This window comes from Tardiphaga sp. 866_E4_N1_4, assembly GCF_052076075.1.
Classification (GTDB): Bacteria; Pseudomonadota; Alphaproteobacteria; order Rhizobiales; family Xanthobacteraceae; genus Tardiphaga; species Tardiphaga robiniae.
The window spans coordinates 998408-1018339 of the sequence record NZ_CP197242.1 but is presented as its reverse complement, the minus strand read 5'-3'; the positions used below and the strand labels follow the sequence as shown (position 1 = coordinate 1018339).

The following is a 19932-nucleotide window of genomic DNA, read 5'->3' as shown; positions in this document are numbered from 1 at the left end:
GGCGCGATCAACGCGTCGGCATCTGCGCGACCGCCAGCATCGCTGCGACATAGCCGTACGGTCCGAGACCGCAGATCACAGCGGTGGCGGCCTGCGAGAGCACCGAATGGCGATGATACTTGTCGCGCGCGTGGATGTTCGAAATGTGCAGCTCCACGATCGGTCCCTCGAACGCTTTCATGGCGTCGAGCATGGCGATCGATGTGAACGAATAGCCCGCGGGATTGATGATGATGGCGTCGGCATCCTGACGGGCCGACTGGATGAGGTCGACCAGAATGCCCTCGTGGTTCGACTGGTGGAACGCCAGCGCCAGTTTGAGTTTGACCGCCTGTTCCTCGCAGCTGGCCTTGATCTGGTCGAGCGTGGTGGTTCCGTAGATATGCGGCTCCCGCACGCCGAGCAGGTTGAGGTTGGGACCGTTGAGGATCATCACGCGTTTCATTGTCGAACTTCCTTCTAGCCGCCGAGCCACTTCGCCGGCACCATCACGAGCGACGGAAACAGCGTCAGCAGCGCCAGCACCACCAATTGTGCGATCATGAACGGCCAGACGCCGCGCATGATCTCGTCCATGCTCACCTTCGCCACGCCGCACACCACATTGAGCACCACGCCGACGGGGGGCGTGATCAGTCCGATCGCGTTGTTGATGATGAACAGCACCCCGAAATAGACCGGGTCGATGCCGGCCTCGCGGACAATCGGCATCAACACGGGCGTCAGGATCAGGATGGTCGGCGTCATGTCGAGCGCCGTGCCGACGATGACGACGATGATCATCAATACGATCATGAGCAGCGTCTGGTTGCCCATGAAGGGACGGGCCAGTTCGACGATCTGGCCGGAAATTTCGGCCACCGTGATCAGCCATGACGACACCAGCGCTGCCGCGACCAGGAACATCACCACGGCGGTGATCTGGGCTGAACTGATCAGGATGTTCATCAGCTGCGCCAGCGTCAGCTCGCGATAGACGAACGTTGCCACGATGAAGGAGTAGACCGCAACAACGACGGCAGCTTCGGTGGGTGTGAAGATGCCGAAGCGGAGGCCGACGATGATGATCATCGGCAGCATCAAGGCCCAGAAGCCGTCGATCAGCGCGCGAAAGATCTGCGCCAGGCTCTGGCGCGGCGGACTCACCGAGCTCTCGTTGCGTGCAACCCACCACCAGGCAAAGCACAGGCTGCCGCCGAGCATCAGGCCCGGCACCACGCCGGCGAGAAACAGTTTTGAGATGGAAACGCCGGCGGCAACGCCGAAGATCACGAATCCGATCGAAGGCGGGATCACCGGCGCGATGATTCCGCCGGCGGCAACGAGGCCGGCCGCGGAGGCGCGGTTATGCCCGGCCGCAACCATCATCGGGACCAGCAATGCGCCGAGTGCGGCGGCGTCGGCAACGGCAGACCCGGACAGCGACGCCAGGATGCAGGAGGTCAGGATCGCGACATAGCCGAGGCCGCCGCGCAGATGGCCGACAAGGGCGATGGCGAAGTTCAGGATGCGGCGGGCAAGGCCACCGGTGTTCATGATCTCGCCGGCCAGGATGAAGAACGGCACGGCCATCAGCGGGAAGGAATCGACGCCATTGATGACGTTCTGCGCGATGATCTGGGAGTCAAATATATCCAGATAGGTCATCAGCGCGACGCCGCAGATGATCAGGGCGAATGCGATCGGCATGCCGATGGCCATCGCGCCGAGCAGCGAGAAGGTGAAGATGCTGATGGTCATCGGCGTTCGTTCCCGTTGGCGGGGGCGGGCGTCGCTGGGGCATGCTCCTCGGATTCGCTGATGGCGATCAGCTCCGACGTGGCGAGCTGGCCGGTGAGCAGGCGATAGAGGTCATGCAGCAGGATCGGGATCGAGGCGACGCCGAAGACGAGACCTGCGGCATAGAACAGGCCGACTGAGAGACCGGAGGCGGGCGCCGTCGTGTCCCAGTTCAGCACCGTCTGTTTCCACGAGCCTTCGGTGAGCAATACAGAAGCGTAGAGCATCAGCACGTGACTGAGCGCGTAGCAGATCTTGCGGCCCATCGGCGACAGCAGCTTCACGAAACTGTCGACGCCGAGATGGGCGTGTTCGCGGAGGCCGACGATGGCCCCGAGAAACACCATCCAGACGAACAGCCAGCGCGACAGTTCCTCGGAAATGGCGATGCCGGAGTTGAAGACGTAACGCAGCACCACATTGCCGAAGACCAGGACCACCATGGCGGCGAGCAACACCGCCATGACGATCTTGATCGACCGGTAATAGGATTCGACGATCCTGCTTGTCGCGGTAGTTGATGAAGCGGGCATGGATGCTTTCGCAGTGAGCGTGGGGTCGCCGCGTAGTGACGGTTGGGATGCGCGGCTCACTCAGTCCTTGTGAACGCGCTCAAGTTCACTATTGAACAGCTTGACGATCTCCTGATCGTAGTCGGCGGAGAATTTTGCCGCGATCGGCTTGGTCTTGTCGCGCATCTTCGCAAGCTCGGCCGGAGCGATCTCGTTGACCTCCATGCCCTTGGCCTTCAGCTCGCCGATGGAAGCCGCTGCGGCATCGCGGCTGACCTTGCGCTGATAGTCGCGGGCCTCGTTGGCAGCATCCTGCAGGATCTTTTGCTCGTCCTTGGAGAGCTTGTCCCAGAACACCTTGCTGACCAGGATGATGTTGGTCGAATAGGTGTGGTTGGTGACGCTGAGATATTTCTGCACCTCATAGAACTTGTTCGACAGGATCACCGAGAACGGATTTTCCTGGCCGTCCACCGTGCGTGTTTCCAGCGCGGTGTAGAGCTCGGAGAAGCTCATCGGCACCGGATTGGCGTTGAACGCCTTGAAGGTCTCAAGATAGACCGGGTTCGGGATCACGCGGATCTTGATGCCGTCGAGGTCTTCGCCCTTGGTGATCGGGCGGCGGCTGTTGGTGACGTTGCGGAAGCCGAGATCCCAATAGCCGAGACCGATCAGACCCTTCTCCGGTAGCTTGGCCAGCAGGGCCGAGCCGAGCGGACCATCCAGCAATGCATCGGCCTGCTTCGGCGTCGAGACGATGAACGGGAAATCGATCAGCCCGTAATCCTTGACGATGCCGACCAGCGACGTCGTGGCGGGCGACTGCATTTCCTGCGTGCCGGCGCGCAGCGCGGATTGCTGCTGCATCTCGGAGCCAAGCTGGTTGGCGGGATATTCGCGCACCTTCATTTTGCCGCCGCTCTTGGCCGCAACGAGTTCGGTGAACTTCTGCACGCCTTTGCTGACGGGATGATCGGTGTTGTTGAGATGACCCCAGCGGATCGTGCGCTCCTGCACCTGCGCGGATGCAGAGCCGCCTGCGATGGCGAGGGTGGCGGCGATGGCGGCAAGCCAGACGGCGGACTTCGGGTGTACGGACATGTTGAAGCTCCCTTGGATGGTATTTTTACTTCTTGGCGTCACCGTCATCTACGACAAAACAAAAATCAACCGATATTTTACATTATCTATGATGATTTGTGTCTGAGGCGCGGGGTGATGTATGGTGGCGCAGCGCGACCATTCCTCGTCACCAGGACCTTTCATGCTGGATACCCCCATTGCGGACCGCGCCGGAGAGACCGTCGGCGACAGCGCCTATCGGCGTATCCGCAACGACGTGATTTTCGGCACGCTTGAACCCGGCCAGAAGCTGAAGCTGGAGAAGATGAGCGTCGCTTATGGCACCAGCGTCAGCACGCTGCGCGAGACGCTGAACCGGCTGTGTTCGGAAGGCTTTGTCGTCGCCGAGGGCCAGCGCGGCTTCGAGGTCACCTCGATCTCGGCCACGGAATTCCAGCAGATCGCCGAATTGCGCGAACTGCTCGAGGGCCATGCCATCGAACAGTCCTTCAAATCAGGCGATCTCGATTGGGAGGCGCTGGTCGTCTCCGCGCATCACAAGCTGTCCGCCATGGAAAAGGCCATGCTGGCTGGCGACAAGTCGAAGACCGAGGCCTGGAAACAGTGCGACTGGCAATTTCACCGCGCGCTGATCGCGGCCTGTGGCTCGCAGGTATTGCTCGATGCGCTGTCGGCGGCTTACGACAAATATCTGCGCTACCAGATGCTCGCTGTCGTGTTTCGCGGTGAGGTCGCCGCCGTCGAGCATCGCGAATTGATGAATGCCGCGTTGGCACGGGATTCCGCGAAGGCGCGAAAACTGCTGCACACCCACATCCATGACTGCGTGAAACATGCGCTTGGCAATTCGGATTGGCTGAGACCGGCTCCGTCGCGGCAGCAGGTCATCCAGCAGCGCAGGAAACCGAAAACCTAGAACGGTTCGTCGTTTGGAGTCCGTTTCTTCTTTCTTCCCGGACGCTCCCAGACGACGCCCGGAAAGCCCTTGAGTGGAACCAGCGGCTCGCCGGTGTAGGTCCACTCCTGCAACTCTTCGATGCCGATATGATAAAGCGGCTGCCGGCCGGTGCGGCTTTCGAACAATGCGCGGGGAATGTTGACCATGTGCGGCGAGCGGGCGCGCTCGTAAAATAGTGGCGTGCCGCATCGCGCGCAGAAGCTTCGCGCGGCTCCCGACGCCTTGTCTTCGAAGCGTGTGATCTTCGCTTCGCCTGCGGTGACACGGAAACGCCTGCGCCAGCTGCCGACATAGGTGGCGTAGGCGGCGCCATGCGCCTGCCGTGTTGCGCGGGAATGATCGTGCCACGCCCAGCGCGCCGGAAAATCGATTTCGAACTGAACCGTGCCGCACAGGCAACGGCCCCTGACCGGACCGCCGGGTGCGATCTTCTCCGGCTTCTTCATCGTGATTGCTCCCGGGGCGCCGCCAGCGCGCTAGCCCAACCCTTTCAACCATTCCCCCATCTCATGGAGCGCGGTGTTCGCCTTCGGCAGGATCTTGCCCATGGTAATGAAGCCGTGGAATTGCCCGGGATAGGTTTTGTAGGCCACGGCGACGCCGGCGTCTGACAGGCGTCTGGCATATTCGTCGCCTTCGTCACGCAGCGGATCGGCGCCGGCGGTCAGCACATAGGCCGGCGGGAGGTCCTTCAGGTTCTCCACGCGGGCAGGTGACGCCCGCCAGTTGTCCACGTCGGCCTTGCTGGTGAGATAGTGATCGGCGAACCAGCGAATGACGTTGTGCGTCAACAGGCAGCTTGTCTCCGGCTCGCTGTGCGAGGGATGGCTCATGCGGAAGTCGGTGGCGGGATAGATCAGCAACTGGCCGGCGAGCTTTGGCCCGCCATTGTCCCGCGCATCGATGGCCACGATGGCCGCGAGATTGCCGCCAGCGCTGTCGCCGCCGATGCTGATCTGCTTCGCATCCACATTGAGCTGCACGGCATTGTCGGAGATCCAGCGCGTCGCGGCGATGGCGTCGTCGATGGCTGCCGGAAACTTGTGCTCGGGCGCGAGGCGATAGTCGACCGAGATGACGATCGTCTCGCCTTCATGGGCGAGGATGCGACACACCACGTCGTGGCTATCGAGATCGCCGATCACCCAGCCGCCGCCATGGAAGAACACCAGGCATGGCGACATGCCGTCCTTTTTCCGCAGGGTCTTTGGTGTGTAGAGCCGCACGGGAATGGCGCCGGCCGGGCCGGGCACCGTCATGGAGGTCACCGACGCCAGTTCCGGCGGTTCGGGATTGGCGACCGGGCGCGCTTTCAAATACCATTCGCGGGCTTCCTGAGGCGAGATCGTCTCATAGGGTGGTCGTCCGGCATCGCGGAAGACGTTGAGGACGGCGGCGGCATCGGGATCGAGAACAACGGGCATGTGATCTGCTCTTGGTTTTCTTGATGTTTAAGCGGAGGTGCGGCCGCCATCGACGGTGTAAGCGGAGCCGGTGACGTAGCTCGCATCATCGGAGGCGAGGAAGGCGACGATCGGGGCAACTTCCCGGGCAAGACCGAGCCGGCGCTGCGGCACGCGATCGACAACCTTCTCGACCGGGGCAGGCGCCCCGCGGCCAACGCGGGCATCCACAATCGCCGACAGCATGCGGCTGTCGATCAGGCCGGGACAGACGCAGTTCACGCGCACATTGGTGCCGGTGCATTCCTGCGCCGCGCTCTTTGTGAGGCCGATGACGGCGTGTTTGCTGGCGCTGTAGACGGCGACTTCGGCCGAGCCGATCACGCCGGCGATGGACGCGGTGTTGATGATCGAGCCCTTGTTGGCCTTCAGCATCACTGGCAGCACGTGCTTCATACCGAGAAAGACGCCGACCACATTGACGTCGAGCACTCGCCGGAAGTCGGTGAGCGACATCTTCACGATGGGCGTGATCGTGCCTTCGATCCCGGCATTGTTGTAGAAGATGTCGATGGTGCCGAAGCGTTTCACCGTGGCGGCGACATAGCCGATGACGTCTTCCTCGCTCGTCACGTCGGCGGTGAGAGCGAGCGCTTCGGCGGAGGCGGGGAGTTCTGCGACCGCGCGCTGCAATGCGCCTGCATCGCGATCCACCGCGACGATTTTGGCGCCGCGCGCCGCCAGTAGCTTGATGGTCTCGGTGCCGATCACCCCGGCCGCGCCGGTGACGACGGCGATTCTGCCGTCCAGACGGATTCCGTCAGTCATCTTGAGCGTTCTCCCCATGCTCCGGTTTGTTCCGGATTGATGGCTGGTCGCGTATCGCGCGCCTGCCTGATGTGGACTATTTCACGGGGAGAATGACCTGACCAGCCGGGCGGTATGGGGAGCAGGGTGCCCTTTCGCCGCCGCATTCGGCGTGTTAACCGGAGGCGATTACGCGGCCATTCTCCTACAATGTCGCGAGCCTGATTCTCGATTGAGCCGCGCCGCATGTTGCGAACCCTGACCATTGCCGGATTTGCGGCCCTTCTGGCCGCCACCTCACTGTCGCCTGCACCTGTGCAGGCGCAGTTCGGTCCGCTGTTCGGTGACACGCCGCCACGGCCGCCGGGGGCCGTGCCGCGTGGCCAGCAACCCCCGCCGCCCATGGACGACGAGGAAGAGGTGCCGGAACTGCCGCAGGGCCGTCTGTTGCCGACCCGTCCCGGCATGGGCGCACCGCCGCCCGGCGCCGTCCAGTCGCAGCCACTGGCACCACCGCCTGGCAGCAACACCACTATCGTTCCGCAGAACCCGCCGGGGCAGGGACAGGCCCAGCAGCCGGCCGTGCCAGGGCAGCAACAGCCCGGCGTCGCCAACGCGCCGCCTGCCGCCACTCCCGGTGGCCGTCAGCCGCCGAAGGTGGCGCCGCCGACGCCCGCCACGCTGCAGCCTGGCGATGAGGTCGTTACCGAGCCGCCGGCGCAGAAGATCGTCAACAAGAAGGCCAGCTTCTCGGGCCTCGACAAGATCACCGGCCGTATCATCAATTTCGATGCTGACATTGGCGAGACCGTGCAGTTCGGCGCGCTGCGCGTGAAGACCGACGCCTGCTACACGCGTCCGGCGACCGAGGCAGCGAACACCGACGCCTTCGTCGAGGTCGACGAAATCACCCTGCAGGGCGAAGTGAAGCGCATCTTCTCCGGCTGGATGTTTGCGGCCAGCCCTGGTCTGCACGGCGTCGAGCATCCGATCTACGATATCTGGCTGACCGATTGTAAGCAGCCGGAAGCCACGGTTGCGACGACACAGCCCGACGCACCGCGTGCCCCGCCGCCGGCCCAGAAGCGTGCGCCGCCGAAACAGCAGCCGCGCGCCCAGCAGCAGCCCCTGCAGCCGCCGCCGGGCTTCCCCGCCTTCCGGCAGTAAGCACTACGGCGCGTCTTAAGAGGCGCCGTTCCGCCCCGCGATGATGTCCAGCACCGTTGCGCCCTTCAGTGGGAAATCCGTCGGCAGTCTGTCGAACTCCGCGATGCCGTCGAGCGATGCGTCGAGCAGCTTGCGATAGCGCGCACGTGGCACTTCCTGTGCGCCGAACGACAGCAGGTGATCGGTAACATACTGCGTGTCGAGCAATTTGAAGCCGCCGGCGATCAGCCGCGCGACGAGATGCACCAGCGCCACCTTCGAGGCGTCGCGCGCGTGATGAAACATGCTCTCGCCGAAGAACGCGCGGCCGAGCGAGACGCCATAGAGCCCGCCGGCCAGCGTGTCGTCCTGCCAGATCTCAACGCTGTGGGCATGGCCCATCTCGTGCAACTCGCCATAGAGGTCGCGAATGCGCGTGTTGATCCAGGTGTCCTCGCGGCCCGGCTTCGGCGCAGCACATTCGGCCATCACGCGCTTGAAGGCCGTATTGACGGTCACGGTGAAAACGTCGGAGCGCACCGTGCGGGCGAGGCGCGAGCTGATGCGAAACCCATCCAGCGGAATGACGCCGCGCTGCTCGGGCTCCACCCAGAACAGGCCGGGATCGTCGGCGCTTTCCGACATCGGGAAGATGCCGCAGGCATAGGCGCGCAGCAGCAGTTCTGGCGTGACCTCGGAGGAGGCAGAGTCGCGTGAGCTCATGCGGCCAGCATAGCAGGCGGAGGCGGCGCGGGCGACGGTTTCGGCGCTCGACTGGCGCCGAGCGGATTGAGGGTGCCTCGGAGGATCGGAATCACGAACCAAGCAATGCTTATGCCCGGCATTTGGCTTACTTATTGGATCGGTCCTGACCGCGCAGGGCACACTGATGCCAACGCAGGCTGGTCAATCTGGAACCGCTCAACAACCGGCGTGGCGCGCCCAATTGTTGCTTGATTGTTCGGACGACGGGCATAGCTATCAGGATGCAGGCAGGGAGCCTGTTCACCATGACGAATATCGTGACAATCGACGGCAAGGCATCGATCAGAACGACAACGCCTCATCGGGTGGTCGTTGTCGGCGCCGGCTTCGGCGGGCTGGAGGCCGTATATCGGCTGACCGGTGCCGATATCAGCATCACCATTGTCGATCGCCGCAATCATCACCTGTTTCAGCCGCTGCTGTATCAGGTCGCGACCGCATCGCTGGCGACGTCGGAGATCGCCTGGCCGATCCGTTATCTGTTGCGTGGACGCAAGGATGTGACGACACTGCTCGGCACCGTGACCGGCGTGGATGCGGCGGCGCGTCGGGTGCTGCTCGATGACGGGCAGACGCTGCCCTATGACACACTGGTGCTCGCCACAGGTGCCGGCCACGCCTATTTCGGCCATGACGAATGGGAGCCGTTCGCGCCGGGCCTCAAGACGCTGGAAGATGCGACCACGCTGCGCCGTCGTATTCTCACGGCCTTTGAGCGTGCCGAACGCGAGAGCGATCCTGTCAAGCGCGCGGCGCTGCTCACCTTCGTAATCATCGGCGCCGGGCCGACAGGTGTCGAACTCGCCGGCACCATCGCGGAGCTCGCGCGGGTGACGCTGCCGGAAGATTTTCGCAATATCGATACGCGCAAGACGCGCGTGGTGCTGATCGAGGCGGGGACACGCGTGCTCGCTGGATTTCCGGAGGACCTGTCGGCCTATGCGCAGCGTTCGCTGGAGAAGCTCGGCGTCGAAGTCGCGCTCGGACATGCCGTGTCCGATTGCAACATCGATGGCGTTGCCTATGGCGACAAGACACTCGGCGCCAGGACGATCATCTGGGCGGCAGGCGTGCGCGCGTCGCCGGCTGCCGAATGGTTGGACGTTGCCGCTGATCGCGCCGGACGTCTGCAGGTCAACCCGGATCTTACAGTGCCGGGTCATCCCGAGATATTCGCTGTCGGTGACACCGTGACCATTGCTGCTCCTGATGGCAAGCCGGTACCTGGCATTGCCCCGGCAGCAAAGCAGGAAGGGCGCTATGTGGCGTCAGCAATCAAACAACGTTTGCGGGGTGAGACGCCCGCACCGTTTCGTTATTCGCACGATGGCAGCCTCGCACAGATCGGCAAGAAGCTGGCCGTGATCGACTTCGGCCGCGTCAGGCTGCGCGGCGCGCTGGCGTGGTGGATCTGGGGCATCGCCCATATCTATTTCCTGATCGGGCTGCGCAATCGTCTTGCCGTTGCGATCAACTGGCTCTGGATCCACACGCTGGATCAGCGCGGCGCGCGGCTGATCACGCAGGGGCGTGCCGTGGTCGACAGCCAATCCGTGCCGTCGCATAGCGGCGAGGAGAAGCGCGTCAGTTCGGCGCGCTGAAATCTCGGGACGGTTGCCAGGGCGGCTTGGCAAAAATAGATGCCATGGATGCCGCCAAGCGTGGGCCGCGGCTGATCCAGTATGAGAGCGTCGCCTGACTATACGCGCCGGCGAGCTGCGCGCACGCAATGTGCCGGCGATCGGCAGCGGCAGCTTCACTTATGACCTGTCGTCGGCTTGCTCCCCATGCGGTGAAGAAAACCATCCGATAGGCCGGCATTTCCTGCCGCTCCATGTCGCGTTCGGGACCGCCGACGCAACGCCGCGCGTGACCCGGCTGCATGAGAGCGCGACGTTTGCTGCGGATGCGAAAGGAAAGAGGGGCGCGCTCTAAGATGGTGATACATGCGACGCAGATCGCGTTGGCGGTTGCTCGCCGGGCAACAACTGGTGTTACGTTGCCGGACGTATTGTCGCAGGTACGGCGGCTCGGCTCGCCGGAGGAGATGCCGTGTCGCTGAGCTGGAAGAAGATTGCACCTCTCGCTGTGTGGCTGGTGCTGTACGTCATCCCGATTCCGGCAGGGCTTGTCGCTAATCAGTGGCATTATTTTGCCGTTTTCGCTGCGGTGATTACCGGCCTGATCCTGGAATCCATGCCTGTTGGCGCGGTCGGTTTGATCGGTCTGACCTTTGCGGGCGTGATGGGATATGTCGAACACGATCCCAACAAGTCGCTGCGCTGGATGTTGAGCGGATTCTCCGAAAGCACGGTGTGGCTGATCGTCGGCGCCTTCGTATTCTCGATCGGCTATCGCAAGAGCGGCCTTGGCAGGCGTCTTGCCTTGCTGCTGGTTCGCGGCCTCGGGCGCAACACGGTGGGACTGGGTTACGCCGTTGCGCTGTCCGATCTGGTTCTCGCGCCGGCGACGCCATCGAACACCGCGCGCAGTGGCGGCACGGTCTATCCGATTGTCAGCAACATCCCGAAGATCTACGGATCGGAGCCGGGTCCGACAGCCGGCAGGATCGGAACCTACGTGATGTGGACCGCCTTCGCGGCGACTGCGGTCACGAGCTCGATGTTCCTCACCGCGCTTGCGCCCAATGCGGCTGCACTGAGCATCGCCAAGAAGATCGTGAGCGTGGACGTCGGCTGGTCACAGTGGTTCATCGGCTTCGCGCCGCTCGGCGTGCCGCTGATTTTGCTTCTGCCACTGCTGAGCTACGCAATTTGCCGACCGGAGGTGAAAGAAAGCCCGGAGATCGTGGCGTGGAGCGCGGGTGAGCTCGCATCCATGGGCGCGTTGTCGCGTAGCGAATGGATCATGGCCGGACTGGTCGTGCTTGCGATGTTCCTGTGGATCACCGGATCCAATCCCGACATCTCGCTGCCTGGCGTCGGTTCGAACTTCATCAATGCGACCATGGTGGTGTTCGTTGTGATCTCGCTGATGCTCGTCACCGGCGTCATCACGTTTTCCGACATCATCGCCGAGAAGGCCGCGTGGGAGGTGTTTTTCTACTTCACATCGCTGCTGACGTTGTCATCTGGCCTCAACGACATCGGCTTCATCAAATGGGCTGCCGCCGGCCTGGCGGCTCCACTCGCCACATTCAGCCCGACCATTGCGATGATCCTGCTGGTCTCGATCTTCTTCTGGATCCACTATTTTTTCTCGAGCATTACGGCGCACGCGGCGGCGATGCTGCCTGTCGTGCTGGCGGTGGGGTCGAGCATTCCCGGAATCCCGATGTCGACTCTGACATTGCTCTGTATCTATTCGCTTGGCCTGATGGGCGTGATCTCGCCCTATGCCACCGGACCGGCGCCGATGTATTTTGGCAGCGGCTATATCGGCAAGGCCGACTTCTGGAAGTTCGGTCTGATCTTCGGGTTGATCTATTTCGCCGGCTTGCTGCTGGTCGTGATGCCCTGGCTGCTGATGATCAACTGAGCCACAGTCCAAGGAAGTGTCGCGTGGTCGGAGGCGCCCGCGTGTCGGTGCACCTCGCTACCTGGTGCCGTAAGCACGGTCACCGGCATCACCGAGACCCGGCTCGATATAGGCGTGATCGTTCAGCCGGTCGTCGATCGCCGCGGTCCAGATCGGGACGTCCGGATGATAGCCGCGCAGACGTTCAATGCCTTCCGGCGCTGCCAGCAGGCAGACGAAGCGGATATCCTTGGCGCCGCGCTCCTTGATGCGATCGATGGCAGCCACCGCGGTGTTTGCCGTGGCCAGCATCGGATCGATCACGATGACGAGGCGCTCGTCGAGATTGGTCGGCGCCTTGAAGAAGTATTCCACGGCCACAAATGTTTCGGGATCTCGGTACAGCCCGATATGCGCGATACGCGCTGACGGGACGAGGCCGATCATGCCTTCGACGAAAGAGAGGCCTGCGCGAAGGATCGGTGCGAAGACCAGCTTCTTGCCGGCGATTTCCTTGCCGGTCATCTTCATGATCGGCGTTTCGATCTCGACATCGGTGAGCGGCAGGTCGCGCGTCACCTCGTAGCACAGCAGCATGCCGATTTCGTTGAGCAGTTCACGAAAGCCCTTGGTCGAGCGGTTCTTGTCGCGGATCAGCGTCAGCTTGTGCTGCACCAGCGGGTGATTAACGATCGTGACGCCGTCCATGAACCTTATCCGTTGCGAGAGTGTAAAACCGTCTTTGATCTAGAAAACCGTACCGTCGCTGATGACCTTCACCGGCGGCGAATGATCCTCGCGGCGCTCGCGCGCCAGGATGCGACCGGCGGCCCATGTGCCTCCTTCGAGCACCTTGGCCAGCGGCAGCGACGTCGCGTCGAGCTTCAGTCTTTGTCGCAGGCCGCCGGCGACGCGGTCAAGTAGCGCCACGGTCAGTGCCCGCCATTCCACCACCAGCGGCGACGATACGTCGTGCTCACGCGCGGCGTCAGCAGGATCGCGAAATTTCAGGACTCCACCATCAACGAAAAGGCCACCATTGCGATATTCGGCCAATCCCGTGAGGCCGTCGATATCGGTCACATCGATGCCCGCGGTCTGCAGCGGTTCGATCAGCGAATAGGCCAGCCATTGCGACAGCTTGTGGAGGGGCACAAGGCCGCTCGTCGCATCCGAGGTCGTCATCGCTGGATGCTTCCAGCAATCACCCAGCGCGATGCCGTCGAGCGTCAGCCGCGACGGCCAGATCGGACCAAGTTGCAGCAGCAGTTCCGAGAGGATGGTGGGAGCGGGCAGGCGGCCATTGTCAGCCAGCGACGCCAGACGGTCGAACAATCCGCCGGGCCGCGGCGTATCCTTCGTGCCGAACACATAGGGCTTCGACGCCACGTGTTCGCCAAGCCGGCGCAGCAGATCGGCGCGGCCGTCGATGCCGACCATTGGATTGGTGTCGGAGATCTGCATGCCGCGCTTGAGATCGCTGACGTCGAGCTCTGCGAGCTTGCTGGCATCGGCACGCAGCGGCTGTGCGGGATCGGCAGAGAATGTGCCGCCGGCGAACATCGCGAGGCTCGCGAGACCGAGACCTTCAGAACGGCCGATGGCCGCGCCGGTTTGGGGATCGGTATAGCGCCAGGTCGGACCGGCCCCGGCATCGAGAAACACGCTGGTGATGGCGAGATCGAATTCCGCGCGTCCGCGTGCCGCGCGATCAGGCCATGAAATGCCATCCGCGACATCGGCCCAGCGATTGTCGCCGGCATTGACGAAGTGACGCCAGCGCGAATGGAACGGGACATCGAGCGACGGATAGGAGGCGCGCGTCGTGTCCAGCACCAGGTTGATCACGTCGTCCATGCGCGTGAGATCGATGCGGAAGTTCGGAAGTTTGTCGTCGAGGCCGAGGGTCAGCATGCGCTGCGCACGGGTGCGCACTGCGTGAGCTGACAGCAAGGAGAGGGCGGCAGAGGCTTCCGGGGGCTGGGGATTCACTGCTGATATCTCAATACTTCTCAAGCCCGCGACCGACGGAGTCGATCAGATCCTGCGGTGTCACCGGGTCCGGCGTGAAGTAGCCGGCCGCCTTCTTGGCGGCGATCTCCACATGCGCATCGGCCGGGATCATGTCGTCGGGGATCGGCACGCGCTCGACGATCTCGACGCCCTGACTGGTCAACGCATCATGCTTCATGTCGCTCATGGAAATGAAGCGATCGATGCGCTTGAGGCCGAGCCAGTGCACCACATCCGGCATCAACTGCTGGAAGCGCGCATCCTGCACGCCGGCAACGCATTCGGTGCGTTCGAAATACTGCGCAGCGGCGTCGCCGCCCTCCTGGCGTTTGCGCGCGTTGTAGACCAAAAATTTGGTAACCTCGCCGAGCGCACGGCCTTCCTTGCGGTTGTAGATGATGATGCCGAGACCGCCGGACTGGCCGGCGCGTGCGCATTCCTCGATACCGTGAATCAGATAGGGGCGGCAGGTGCAGATATCGGAGCCGAACACGTCGGAGCCGTTGCACTCGTCGTGAACGCGGCAGGTGATCTTGGTCATGTGATCCGGTAGCTTGCTGACGTCGCCGAACAGATAGGCGGTAGTCCCGCCGATGGGCGGCAGGAACACCTGCAGGTCAGGCCGCGTCACGAGTTCGGGAAACATGCCCGCGGTCTGTTCGAACAGCTGGCGGCGCAGATTGTTCTCGCTGGTATCAAAGCGTTTGGCGAGACCGGGTAGATACCACACGGGATCGATGGCAATCTTGACGACGGAGACGCTGCCATTGGCATGCACGACGTCGCCGTCGTGTTTGAGGCGACCGCCAGCGATCGCGGCCTGCAGCTCGGGCAGATCGAGCCGCGCCTTGGTGATCGCAATGCTCGGGCGGATATCGATCCCTTCGGCGATCTCGGGCGCAAAGTTCTCGGCAACGAGATGACCCCAAGGATCGAGCGATACGATCTTTTCGGGATCGGTCCATTGTCCGAAAGGCCCGACGATAGCAGCGGGATGGGTGTTTGTGAGATCGGGACGCTTCAGCGGATCAAGCGCGCCGGATGAAACGGCGAGCGCGCGATAGACCGAATAGGAGCCGCCATGGGTGCCAATGACGTTGCGGTCCTGCGGGCGGGAAACGGTGCCGATGACTGGCCCACGTTCGCGTGCGGAGGCTGCGCCCCACTGGATCGGGAAGTGATGTTTGGCGCCCGGCGCAGGATGCGACGTCAGGCGAATATGATCGATCCGGTTGGAACGGCTCATCGCGAAGGCCCCCTAAAATGGCAACGGCCCGTCTGGAAGGACGGGCCTTATTGCTAAGGAAGCAACTAACTATAACTATCTCCCAAACAAATGCAACAGGGAGAAAGATGTGGTAGCCGAGGCGGGACGTCTCGCAAGCTCCGCCGCACTCAATATGCGCCGGTTGCCGACAATTTCGGCGCATTCGGGCCTTGCGTCACGCGATCGTCATGGCGAGCATACGCTTTATCAACCATGTTGGAGTGCCTGATATGCGCGCCGTTCTGGATCATTGCAGCGATGGCGTGAAGCACCGCGTTGCAGCGGGCGATACGATCATCCGGGAAGGACAGACCAGCGGGCATTTGTTCGTGCTGATCGAAGGGCAGCTCGATGTCGTCAAGGGCGATACGGTGGTTGCGAGTTTGACCGAACCCGGTGCTGTCGCCGGCGAAATGTCGGTGCTCCTCGAACAGCCGCACACGGCCACGGTGCGTGCTGCCATCGATACGCAAGTCTACGAGTTCGAGAATGCGATGGATTTCTTGCGAGATCACCCGACCGTCGCGCTGATGATCGCGCGGCTGCTGGCGCAGCGGCTCAATGTGGCGACGAGCTATCTTGCCGATATCAAGCAGCAATATGCCGGCCATGGTACGCATCTGTCGATGGTCGGCGAGCTCCTGGACAACATGGTCAACCTGTCGCCGACGAAGATGTCACCAGGTTCGGATCGGGGCTCGGATCGACAAAACGATCCACGGATGTGAGCCATGCGGGCGCGACCTTGATCGGTAACGCCGGACGCTGCAGCGGAGCGTTCAGATCGATATGGTCAGCGCCTTCCGCCGATAGCCAGAATGCTGTGCCGTCATCGAGGTCGAGCACGATGTAAGTCGGCGGCCGGCCGAACTGGCGGCCTGCATTGAACACCCAAGTCTCACCAATCCGGTCGTACCAGGAACCGTCTTTGACAAACGGAGACTCATGCACATGGCCGGAGATCACCATCGCGGGCCGATGCGCCTCGATCCACTGCACCAGTTCGATATCGCCGAAGTAACGTTTGCCACCCCAGCTCGTCGGTGAGTTGGTTGGCGGCGCGTGATGCACCCAGATCCAGCGTTTTGCATTTTGTGCGGATGCTTCGTTGAGTTGTTGCGCGATACGCTGCTGGACCAACGGGCCGTCCCACCACGGACAGACCGTGAAGAACGTATCACCAATGGTGAGGCTGTCACCATCGCAGGCGATGCCGAGTTGTCCCACATCGCCAACCCAGCGCGCGACCTTCTCGCCCTCGGCATTGCGTTCGTCGAGATCGTGATTGCCAGAGCACAGGATCACCTTGGTGCGTTGGGCAAGCAGGCCGAGATACTTTTTTACCACCAGGATTTGAGCGCGGAAGTCGACGACTGAGGCGATATCAAGAGCGTCGCCAGCAAAGATCACGAGGTCGAATTGCGGCGCGACGCTGAGTAGCCAGTCGAACTGGGGCAGCGAATAGTGGAGATCGGCTACGACAAGGCAGCGCATATGAAATCCGAGGTTCGGAAAGGAAGAGAAATATCAGCAGACTGAAAGGTGCAGTCTAGGCACGCGATGGAACCGTGCAAGGCAAACGGGCGCGGCATATTTGTGCAGGTTGGGAGTGTTTAAGGCGCTGCCGCGCGCAGGCGGGCCTAGCCCGCCGCACTCACAGATGGCTTGGCCGCGGGCTTGGTGACGGCGCAGAAGCGCAGGACGATGCGGGTGCCGGTATGGTCGGGATCGCGCTCGACGGAAGCTTCGAGCTTACTTGCCATGGCATTGACGATGCGCTGGCCCATGCCGGTGGAGCGCGGATCGACTTTCACGTTGAGGCCGACGCCATCGTCAGTGATCGACAGTTCGAGCTGGTCGCCCTGCGCGGTGAGCACGACATGGATCGGGCCGGCACCGTCGGGATAGGCATATTTGACGGCGTTCATCACCAGCTCGTTGACGATGATGCCGATCGCTACGGCGCGATCCGGATCGATCTCGACAGATTCGGCCTTCAGCGTCAGGCGCGACATCCGGTTGCCTTCGGCCGAGCGGCGGAGATCTTCCAGCAGGGCTTCCAGATACTGATTGAGCAGCACGCTGTTGAGGTCGTGCGAGGTGTACAGCCGGCGATGGACCTGCGCCACGGCGGCGACACGGCCCATGGCATTGGTCAGCGCCACCTTGACGTGATCTTCGCTGGTTGAGTTGGCCTGCAGATGGAGCAGCGAGGCGATGATCTGCAATGAGTTGCCAACGCGGTGATTGACCTCGCGCAGCAATACCTCGCGCTCGGCTGCAAGGGCAGCGTAGCGATCACGCGATGCATGAACTTCCGCTTCGGCGTCGTCGCGGGCCTTCGATATCAGGGCCTGCTTGATGGCGGTCGTGCAGGCGACATGCAGCAGCGGCAGGAAGTCGCCGTGGGTGTCCTTCACCAGATAGTCGGCGGCACCCGCCTTGAGGGCGGTCACGGCAATCTTGCTGTCCTGCGACGCCGTGACGAACACCACCGGGGGCGGCGAGGGCAGTTTCTGGATCTGCTCAAGCGTTTCCAACCCGTCGAGGCCCGGCATGTACTGATCGAGCGCGATGACGTCGATGCCACCCTGCTTGATCCGTTCGATACCGGCTTCGCCATTGTCGCAATGCTCGACGCCAAAGCCCTGCCGCGTCAGGCCGCGCGACACCAGCCGCGCAAGACCTGCGTCGTCATCGATATACAGCAGCGTAGGCGTCGTGGCAGATGTCATGTGGACGCTTGTGGAACCTGAATGACGGAGAAAAACAGACCGAGTTGGCGGATCGCGTTGGCGAAGCTCTCGTAGTTCACGGGCTTGGTGATGTAGACGTTACAGCCCAATTCGTAGCAGCGTTTGATTTCCTGCGCGTCGTCGGTAGTGGTGAGGACCACGACGGGCGCGCATTTGAGAAATTCGTTCTCTTTGACACGCTTCAGGATATCGATCCCGGTCATGTCGGGCAGGTTGAGGTCGAGCAGAATCAGCAGGGCTTCGCCCTTGTGATCGAGGCCAGTGCTATCTTTGCCGAACAGATAGTTGACGGCGTCTGTACCGTTGGTGAACGGGATGATCTCATTATTGACACCCGAGCGCCTGATATTGCGTTCGATCAGACGGGCGTGACCCTCGTCGTCTTCGATCATAATGATGGTAACTGGCTTACTCATGTTTGTTTATCCCGGTTATGCCCCGTCCATCTGGCCGGCAGCGTGACGGTGAAGTTGCTGCCGTTGCCGAGTTCCGATGACACCGACATGGTGCCGCCCATTCGTCGCACCAAAGCGCGCACATGGGCCAATCCGATGCCCTGGCCGGGCTTGTCCTGTGTACCCGCACGGCGGAAAAGATCAAAGATGCGCTGATGATCCCGGGGATCGATGCCGCGGCCGTTGTCGATGATCTCGAAGATCGCAAAGCCCATCTTGGTGCGGCCCTTGACGAGAATGTCGCCAGGGACGCCGGGCTTCAGATATTTCAGCGCATTGTCGATCAGGTTGCCGAAGATCTGTTCCATTGCGAGACGATCGCTCTCGATGTCAGGCAATGGCTCGATGCGGATCTGGGTTTCGGTCTCGGCTGCCTGATGCGCTACGGTGGAAGCGATGCCTTCGATGAGTTCGCGAGTGTCGATCTTCACCGGCTTGAACTCCCGCCGGCCCTCGCGGGTCAGATTGAGAATAGCGCTGATCAAGCGGTCCATCTTCCCGATCGACGATTTGATGAAGCCGAGCGCTTCGGTGAAATCGGCGGAGAGTTGCTTGTCCTGTTCGGGCAGCGCCGGCTCCGGCAATTCGCCGTTCACATCGGGCACGACGGGGTCTGCATTGGCGAGCGTTGCGATGCGCCTGAAGATATCGCCGCGCAGCTCCTCGAGCTCGCTGGTGAAGCCCATGATGTTGACCAGCGGCGAGCGCAGGTCGTGGCTGACGATATAGGAGAAGCGCTGCAGCTCTTCGTTGGCCTCGCGCAAGTCGGCGGTGCGCTCCTCAACGGCGGCTTCGAGGTCGATGTTGCTGTCGCGCAACCTGGCCTCCGCCTCATCGCGGGCGTTTGACGAGCGGCGCACGAGGAAGATCGACAGCGCCGCCAAGAGCACCACCAGGCCGGAGCCGGCCACGGTGACCCACGAGGCCCATTGCTGGCTCTGGTCGGCCGTCCGGGTGCGTTCGACGAACAGGCGGCCTTCTTCGGCGCGCATCGCGCGGGTGATATCGGCGATGTCTTGAACGGCCTGATTGGCACCGCCGCGACGAAGGATGTCGATGCTCGACTGGATGTCGTTGTTCTTGATGCGGTCGATCCCCCTGGCGAATTCCGCCAGTCGCTGCTCGACGGCTGCACGCAGTTTGACCGTGTTGGCGACCTGGGCCGGATTGTCGTTGGCGAGGGCCACCAGTCTGTCGACGGCCGGCAGAATCGCGGCCGCCGAGGTTTCGTATTCGGAAAGGAATTGTGGACCGCTGGACAGCAGATAGGCGCGGGTCGCGCTTTCGGTCCGGCGGATTTCCAGCAGCAGGTTCGATATCTGGTTCTGGACTTCGACGGTGTGGACCACCCACCTGGAATCGTCACGTGCCTGGTTCACCAGGATAACGGAGGCCGCGCTGATGGCGGCAAGTACCAGCAATCCCGCCAAGAGCAGCAGGATTTGCCATAGCGCTCGCCTGCGGGCGGCGTCAGCGGTCACGTAATACTCGCTTGGATTGCAGGCTGAACT

Annotated in this window: 20 protein-coding genes; 5 read left to right on the top strand and 15 right to left on the bottom strand. The window is 62.3% G+C overall.

Annotated features, from left to right (window positions below; all coding sequences use genetic code 11):
* Positions 1-7 precede the first annotated feature (7 nt).
* From aroQ to AB8B20_RS05125, 4 genes are read right to left on the bottom strand one after another with little or no spacing between them, the layout of a single operon-like run.
* Complete coding sequence (aroQ, locus tag AB8B20_RS05140; protein ID WP_149533122.1) at positions 8-445, bottom strand: type II 3-dehydroquinate dehydratase; 438 nt, start codon at positions 443-445, stop codon at positions 8-10.
* Between the two features lie 14 nt (positions 446-459).
* On the bottom strand, positions 460-1740 hold the full coding sequence (locus AB8B20_RS05135) for a TRAP transporter large permease (RefSeq protein WP_439071854.1): 1281 nt from the start codon (positions 1738-1740) through the stop codon (positions 460-462).
* Positions 1737-2312: a TRAP transporter small permease gene (locus AB8B20_RS05130; protein WP_439071853.1), complete on the bottom strand. Its 576-nt coding sequence runs from the start codon at positions 2310-2312 to the stop codon at positions 1737-1739. The genes AB8B20_RS05135 and AB8B20_RS05130 overlap by 4 nt, the downstream gene beginning before the upstream one ends.
* Before the next feature lie 60 nt (positions 2313-2372).
* Positions 2373-3392, bottom strand: coding sequence for a TRAP transporter substrate-binding protein (locus AB8B20_RS05125; RefSeq protein WP_231080551.1), 1020 nt, complete (start codon positions 3390-3392; stop codon positions 2373-2375).
* Positions 3393-3555: 163 nt separating this feature from the next.
* Here AB8B20_RS05125 and AB8B20_RS05120 point away from each other — a divergent pair, with 163 nt between their 5' ends.
* Entirely contained in the window at positions 3556-4290 is a 735-nt protein-coding gene (locus AB8B20_RS05120) for a GntR family transcriptional regulator (RefSeq protein WP_184517019.1), read from the top strand.
* Here the strand turns inward: AB8B20_RS05120 and AB8B20_RS05115 are convergent.
* Genes AB8B20_RS05115 through AB8B20_RS05105 form a run of 3 tightly spaced genes read right to left on the bottom strand, consistent with a single transcriptional unit; the run spans position 4287 to position 6563 of the window.
* The gene (locus AB8B20_RS05115) at positions 4287-4778 is read right to left on the bottom strand and encodes a GFA family protein (protein ID WP_184517016.1); all 492 of its coding nucleotides are present in this window, start codon (positions 4776-4778) and stop codon (positions 4287-4289) included. The two genes, AB8B20_RS05120 and AB8B20_RS05115, sit on opposite strands and share 4 nt — an antisense overlap.
* Before the next feature lie 30 nt (positions 4779-4808).
* A complete protein-coding gene (locus tag AB8B20_RS05110; RefSeq protein ID WP_439071852.1) occupies positions 4809-5756 on the bottom strand; it encodes an alpha/beta hydrolase in 948 nt (315 codons plus the stop codon).
* Positions 5757-5783: 27 nt separating this feature from the next.
* Positions 5784-6563, bottom strand: a complete 780-nt coding sequence (locus tag AB8B20_RS05105) for an SDR family NAD(P)-dependent oxidoreductase (protein WP_439071851.1) — start codon at positions 6561-6563, stop codon at positions 5784-5786.
* A 225-nt stretch (positions 6564-6788) separates the two neighbouring features.
* Here AB8B20_RS05105 and AB8B20_RS05100 point away from each other — a divergent pair, with 225 nt between their 5' ends.
* Positions 6789-7709 carry a DUF2155 domain-containing protein gene (locus AB8B20_RS05100; RefSeq protein ID WP_439071850.1) on the top strand — a complete coding sequence of 307 codons (921 nt, stop codon included), beginning with the start codon at positions 6789-6791 and terminating at the stop codon, positions 7707-7709.
* Between the two features lie 15 nt (positions 7710-7724).
* On the opposite strand, the gene aat is transcribed toward AB8B20_RS05100, so the two are convergent.
* Positions 7725-8411, bottom strand: coding sequence for a leucyl/phenylalanyl-tRNA--protein transferase (gene aat, locus AB8B20_RS05095; protein ID WP_439071849.1), 687 nt, complete (start codon positions 8409-8411; stop codon positions 7725-7727).
* Between the two features lie 287 nt (positions 8412-8698).
* On the opposite strand from aat, the gene AB8B20_RS05090 reads away from it, so the two are divergent.
* Together AB8B20_RS05090 and AB8B20_RS05085 are read left to right on the top strand one after the other, a co-directional pair.
* Positions 8699-10054: an NAD(P)/FAD-dependent oxidoreductase gene (locus tag AB8B20_RS05090; protein ID WP_439071848.1), complete on the top strand. Its 1356-nt coding sequence runs from the start codon at positions 8699-8701 to the stop codon at positions 10052-10054.
* Between the two features lie 451 nt (positions 10055-10505).
* Positions 10506-11951: a DASS family sodium-coupled anion symporter gene (locus tag AB8B20_RS05085; RefSeq protein ID WP_439063984.1), complete on the top strand. Its 1446-nt coding sequence runs from the start codon at positions 10506-10508 to the stop codon at positions 11949-11951.
* 57 nt (positions 11952-12008) lie between these two features.
* Here AB8B20_RS05085 and upp read toward each other — a convergent pair whose 3' ends face one another.
* From upp to AB8B20_RS05070, 3 genes are read right to left on the bottom strand one after another with little or no spacing between them, the layout of a single operon-like run.
* Positions 12009-12638: a uracil phosphoribosyltransferase gene (gene upp, locus AB8B20_RS05080; protein ID WP_068736713.1), complete on the bottom strand. Its 630-nt coding sequence runs from the start codon at positions 12636-12638 to the stop codon at positions 12009-12011.
* Positions 12639-12677: 39 nt separating this feature from the next.
* On the bottom strand, positions 12678-13922 hold the full coding sequence (locus AB8B20_RS05075) for a URC4/urg3 family protein (protein WP_439071847.1): 1245 nt from the start codon (positions 13920-13922) through the stop codon (positions 12678-12680).
* A 10-nt stretch (positions 13923-13932) separates the two neighbouring features.
* Positions 13933-15189, bottom strand: a complete 1257-nt coding sequence (locus AB8B20_RS05070; protein WP_439071846.1) for a GTP cyclohydrolase II — start codon at positions 15187-15189, stop codon at positions 13933-13935.
* 251 nt (positions 15190-15440) lie between these two features.
* Between AB8B20_RS05070 and AB8B20_RS05065 the strand changes: the two genes are divergently transcribed.
* A complete protein-coding gene (locus AB8B20_RS05065; protein ID WP_439071845.1) occupies positions 15441-15938 on the top strand; it encodes a Crp/Fnr family transcriptional regulator in 498 nt (165 codons plus the stop codon).
* Here the strand turns inward: AB8B20_RS05065 and AB8B20_RS05060 are convergent.
* The 4 genes from AB8B20_RS05060 to AB8B20_RS05045 all read right to left on the bottom strand — a co-directional run bounded on the left by AB8B20_RS05060 (position 15865) and on the right by AB8B20_RS05045 (position 19902).
* Complete coding sequence (locus tag AB8B20_RS05060; RefSeq protein ID WP_439071844.1) at positions 15865-16704, bottom strand: metallophosphoesterase family protein; 840 nt, start codon at positions 16702-16704, stop codon at positions 15865-15867. The two genes, AB8B20_RS05065 and AB8B20_RS05060, sit on opposite strands and share 74 nt — an antisense overlap.
* Positions 16705-16850: 146 nt before the next feature.
* Positions 16851-17945: a response regulator gene (locus AB8B20_RS05055; RefSeq protein ID WP_439071843.1), complete on the bottom strand. Its 1095-nt coding sequence runs from the start codon at positions 17943-17945 to the stop codon at positions 16851-16853.
* Complete coding sequence (locus tag AB8B20_RS05050) at positions 17942-18382, bottom strand: response regulator (RefSeq protein WP_089264105.1); 441 nt, start codon at positions 18380-18382, stop codon at positions 17942-17944. Before AB8B20_RS05050 ends, AB8B20_RS05055 begins: the two co-directional genes overlap by 4 nt.
* Positions 18379-19902, bottom strand: a complete 1524-nt coding sequence (locus tag AB8B20_RS05045) for a sensor histidine kinase (protein WP_439071842.1) — start codon at positions 19900-19902, stop codon at positions 18379-18381. Before AB8B20_RS05045 ends, AB8B20_RS05050 begins: the two co-directional genes overlap by 4 nt.
* Positions 19903-19932: the final 30 nt, after the last annotated feature.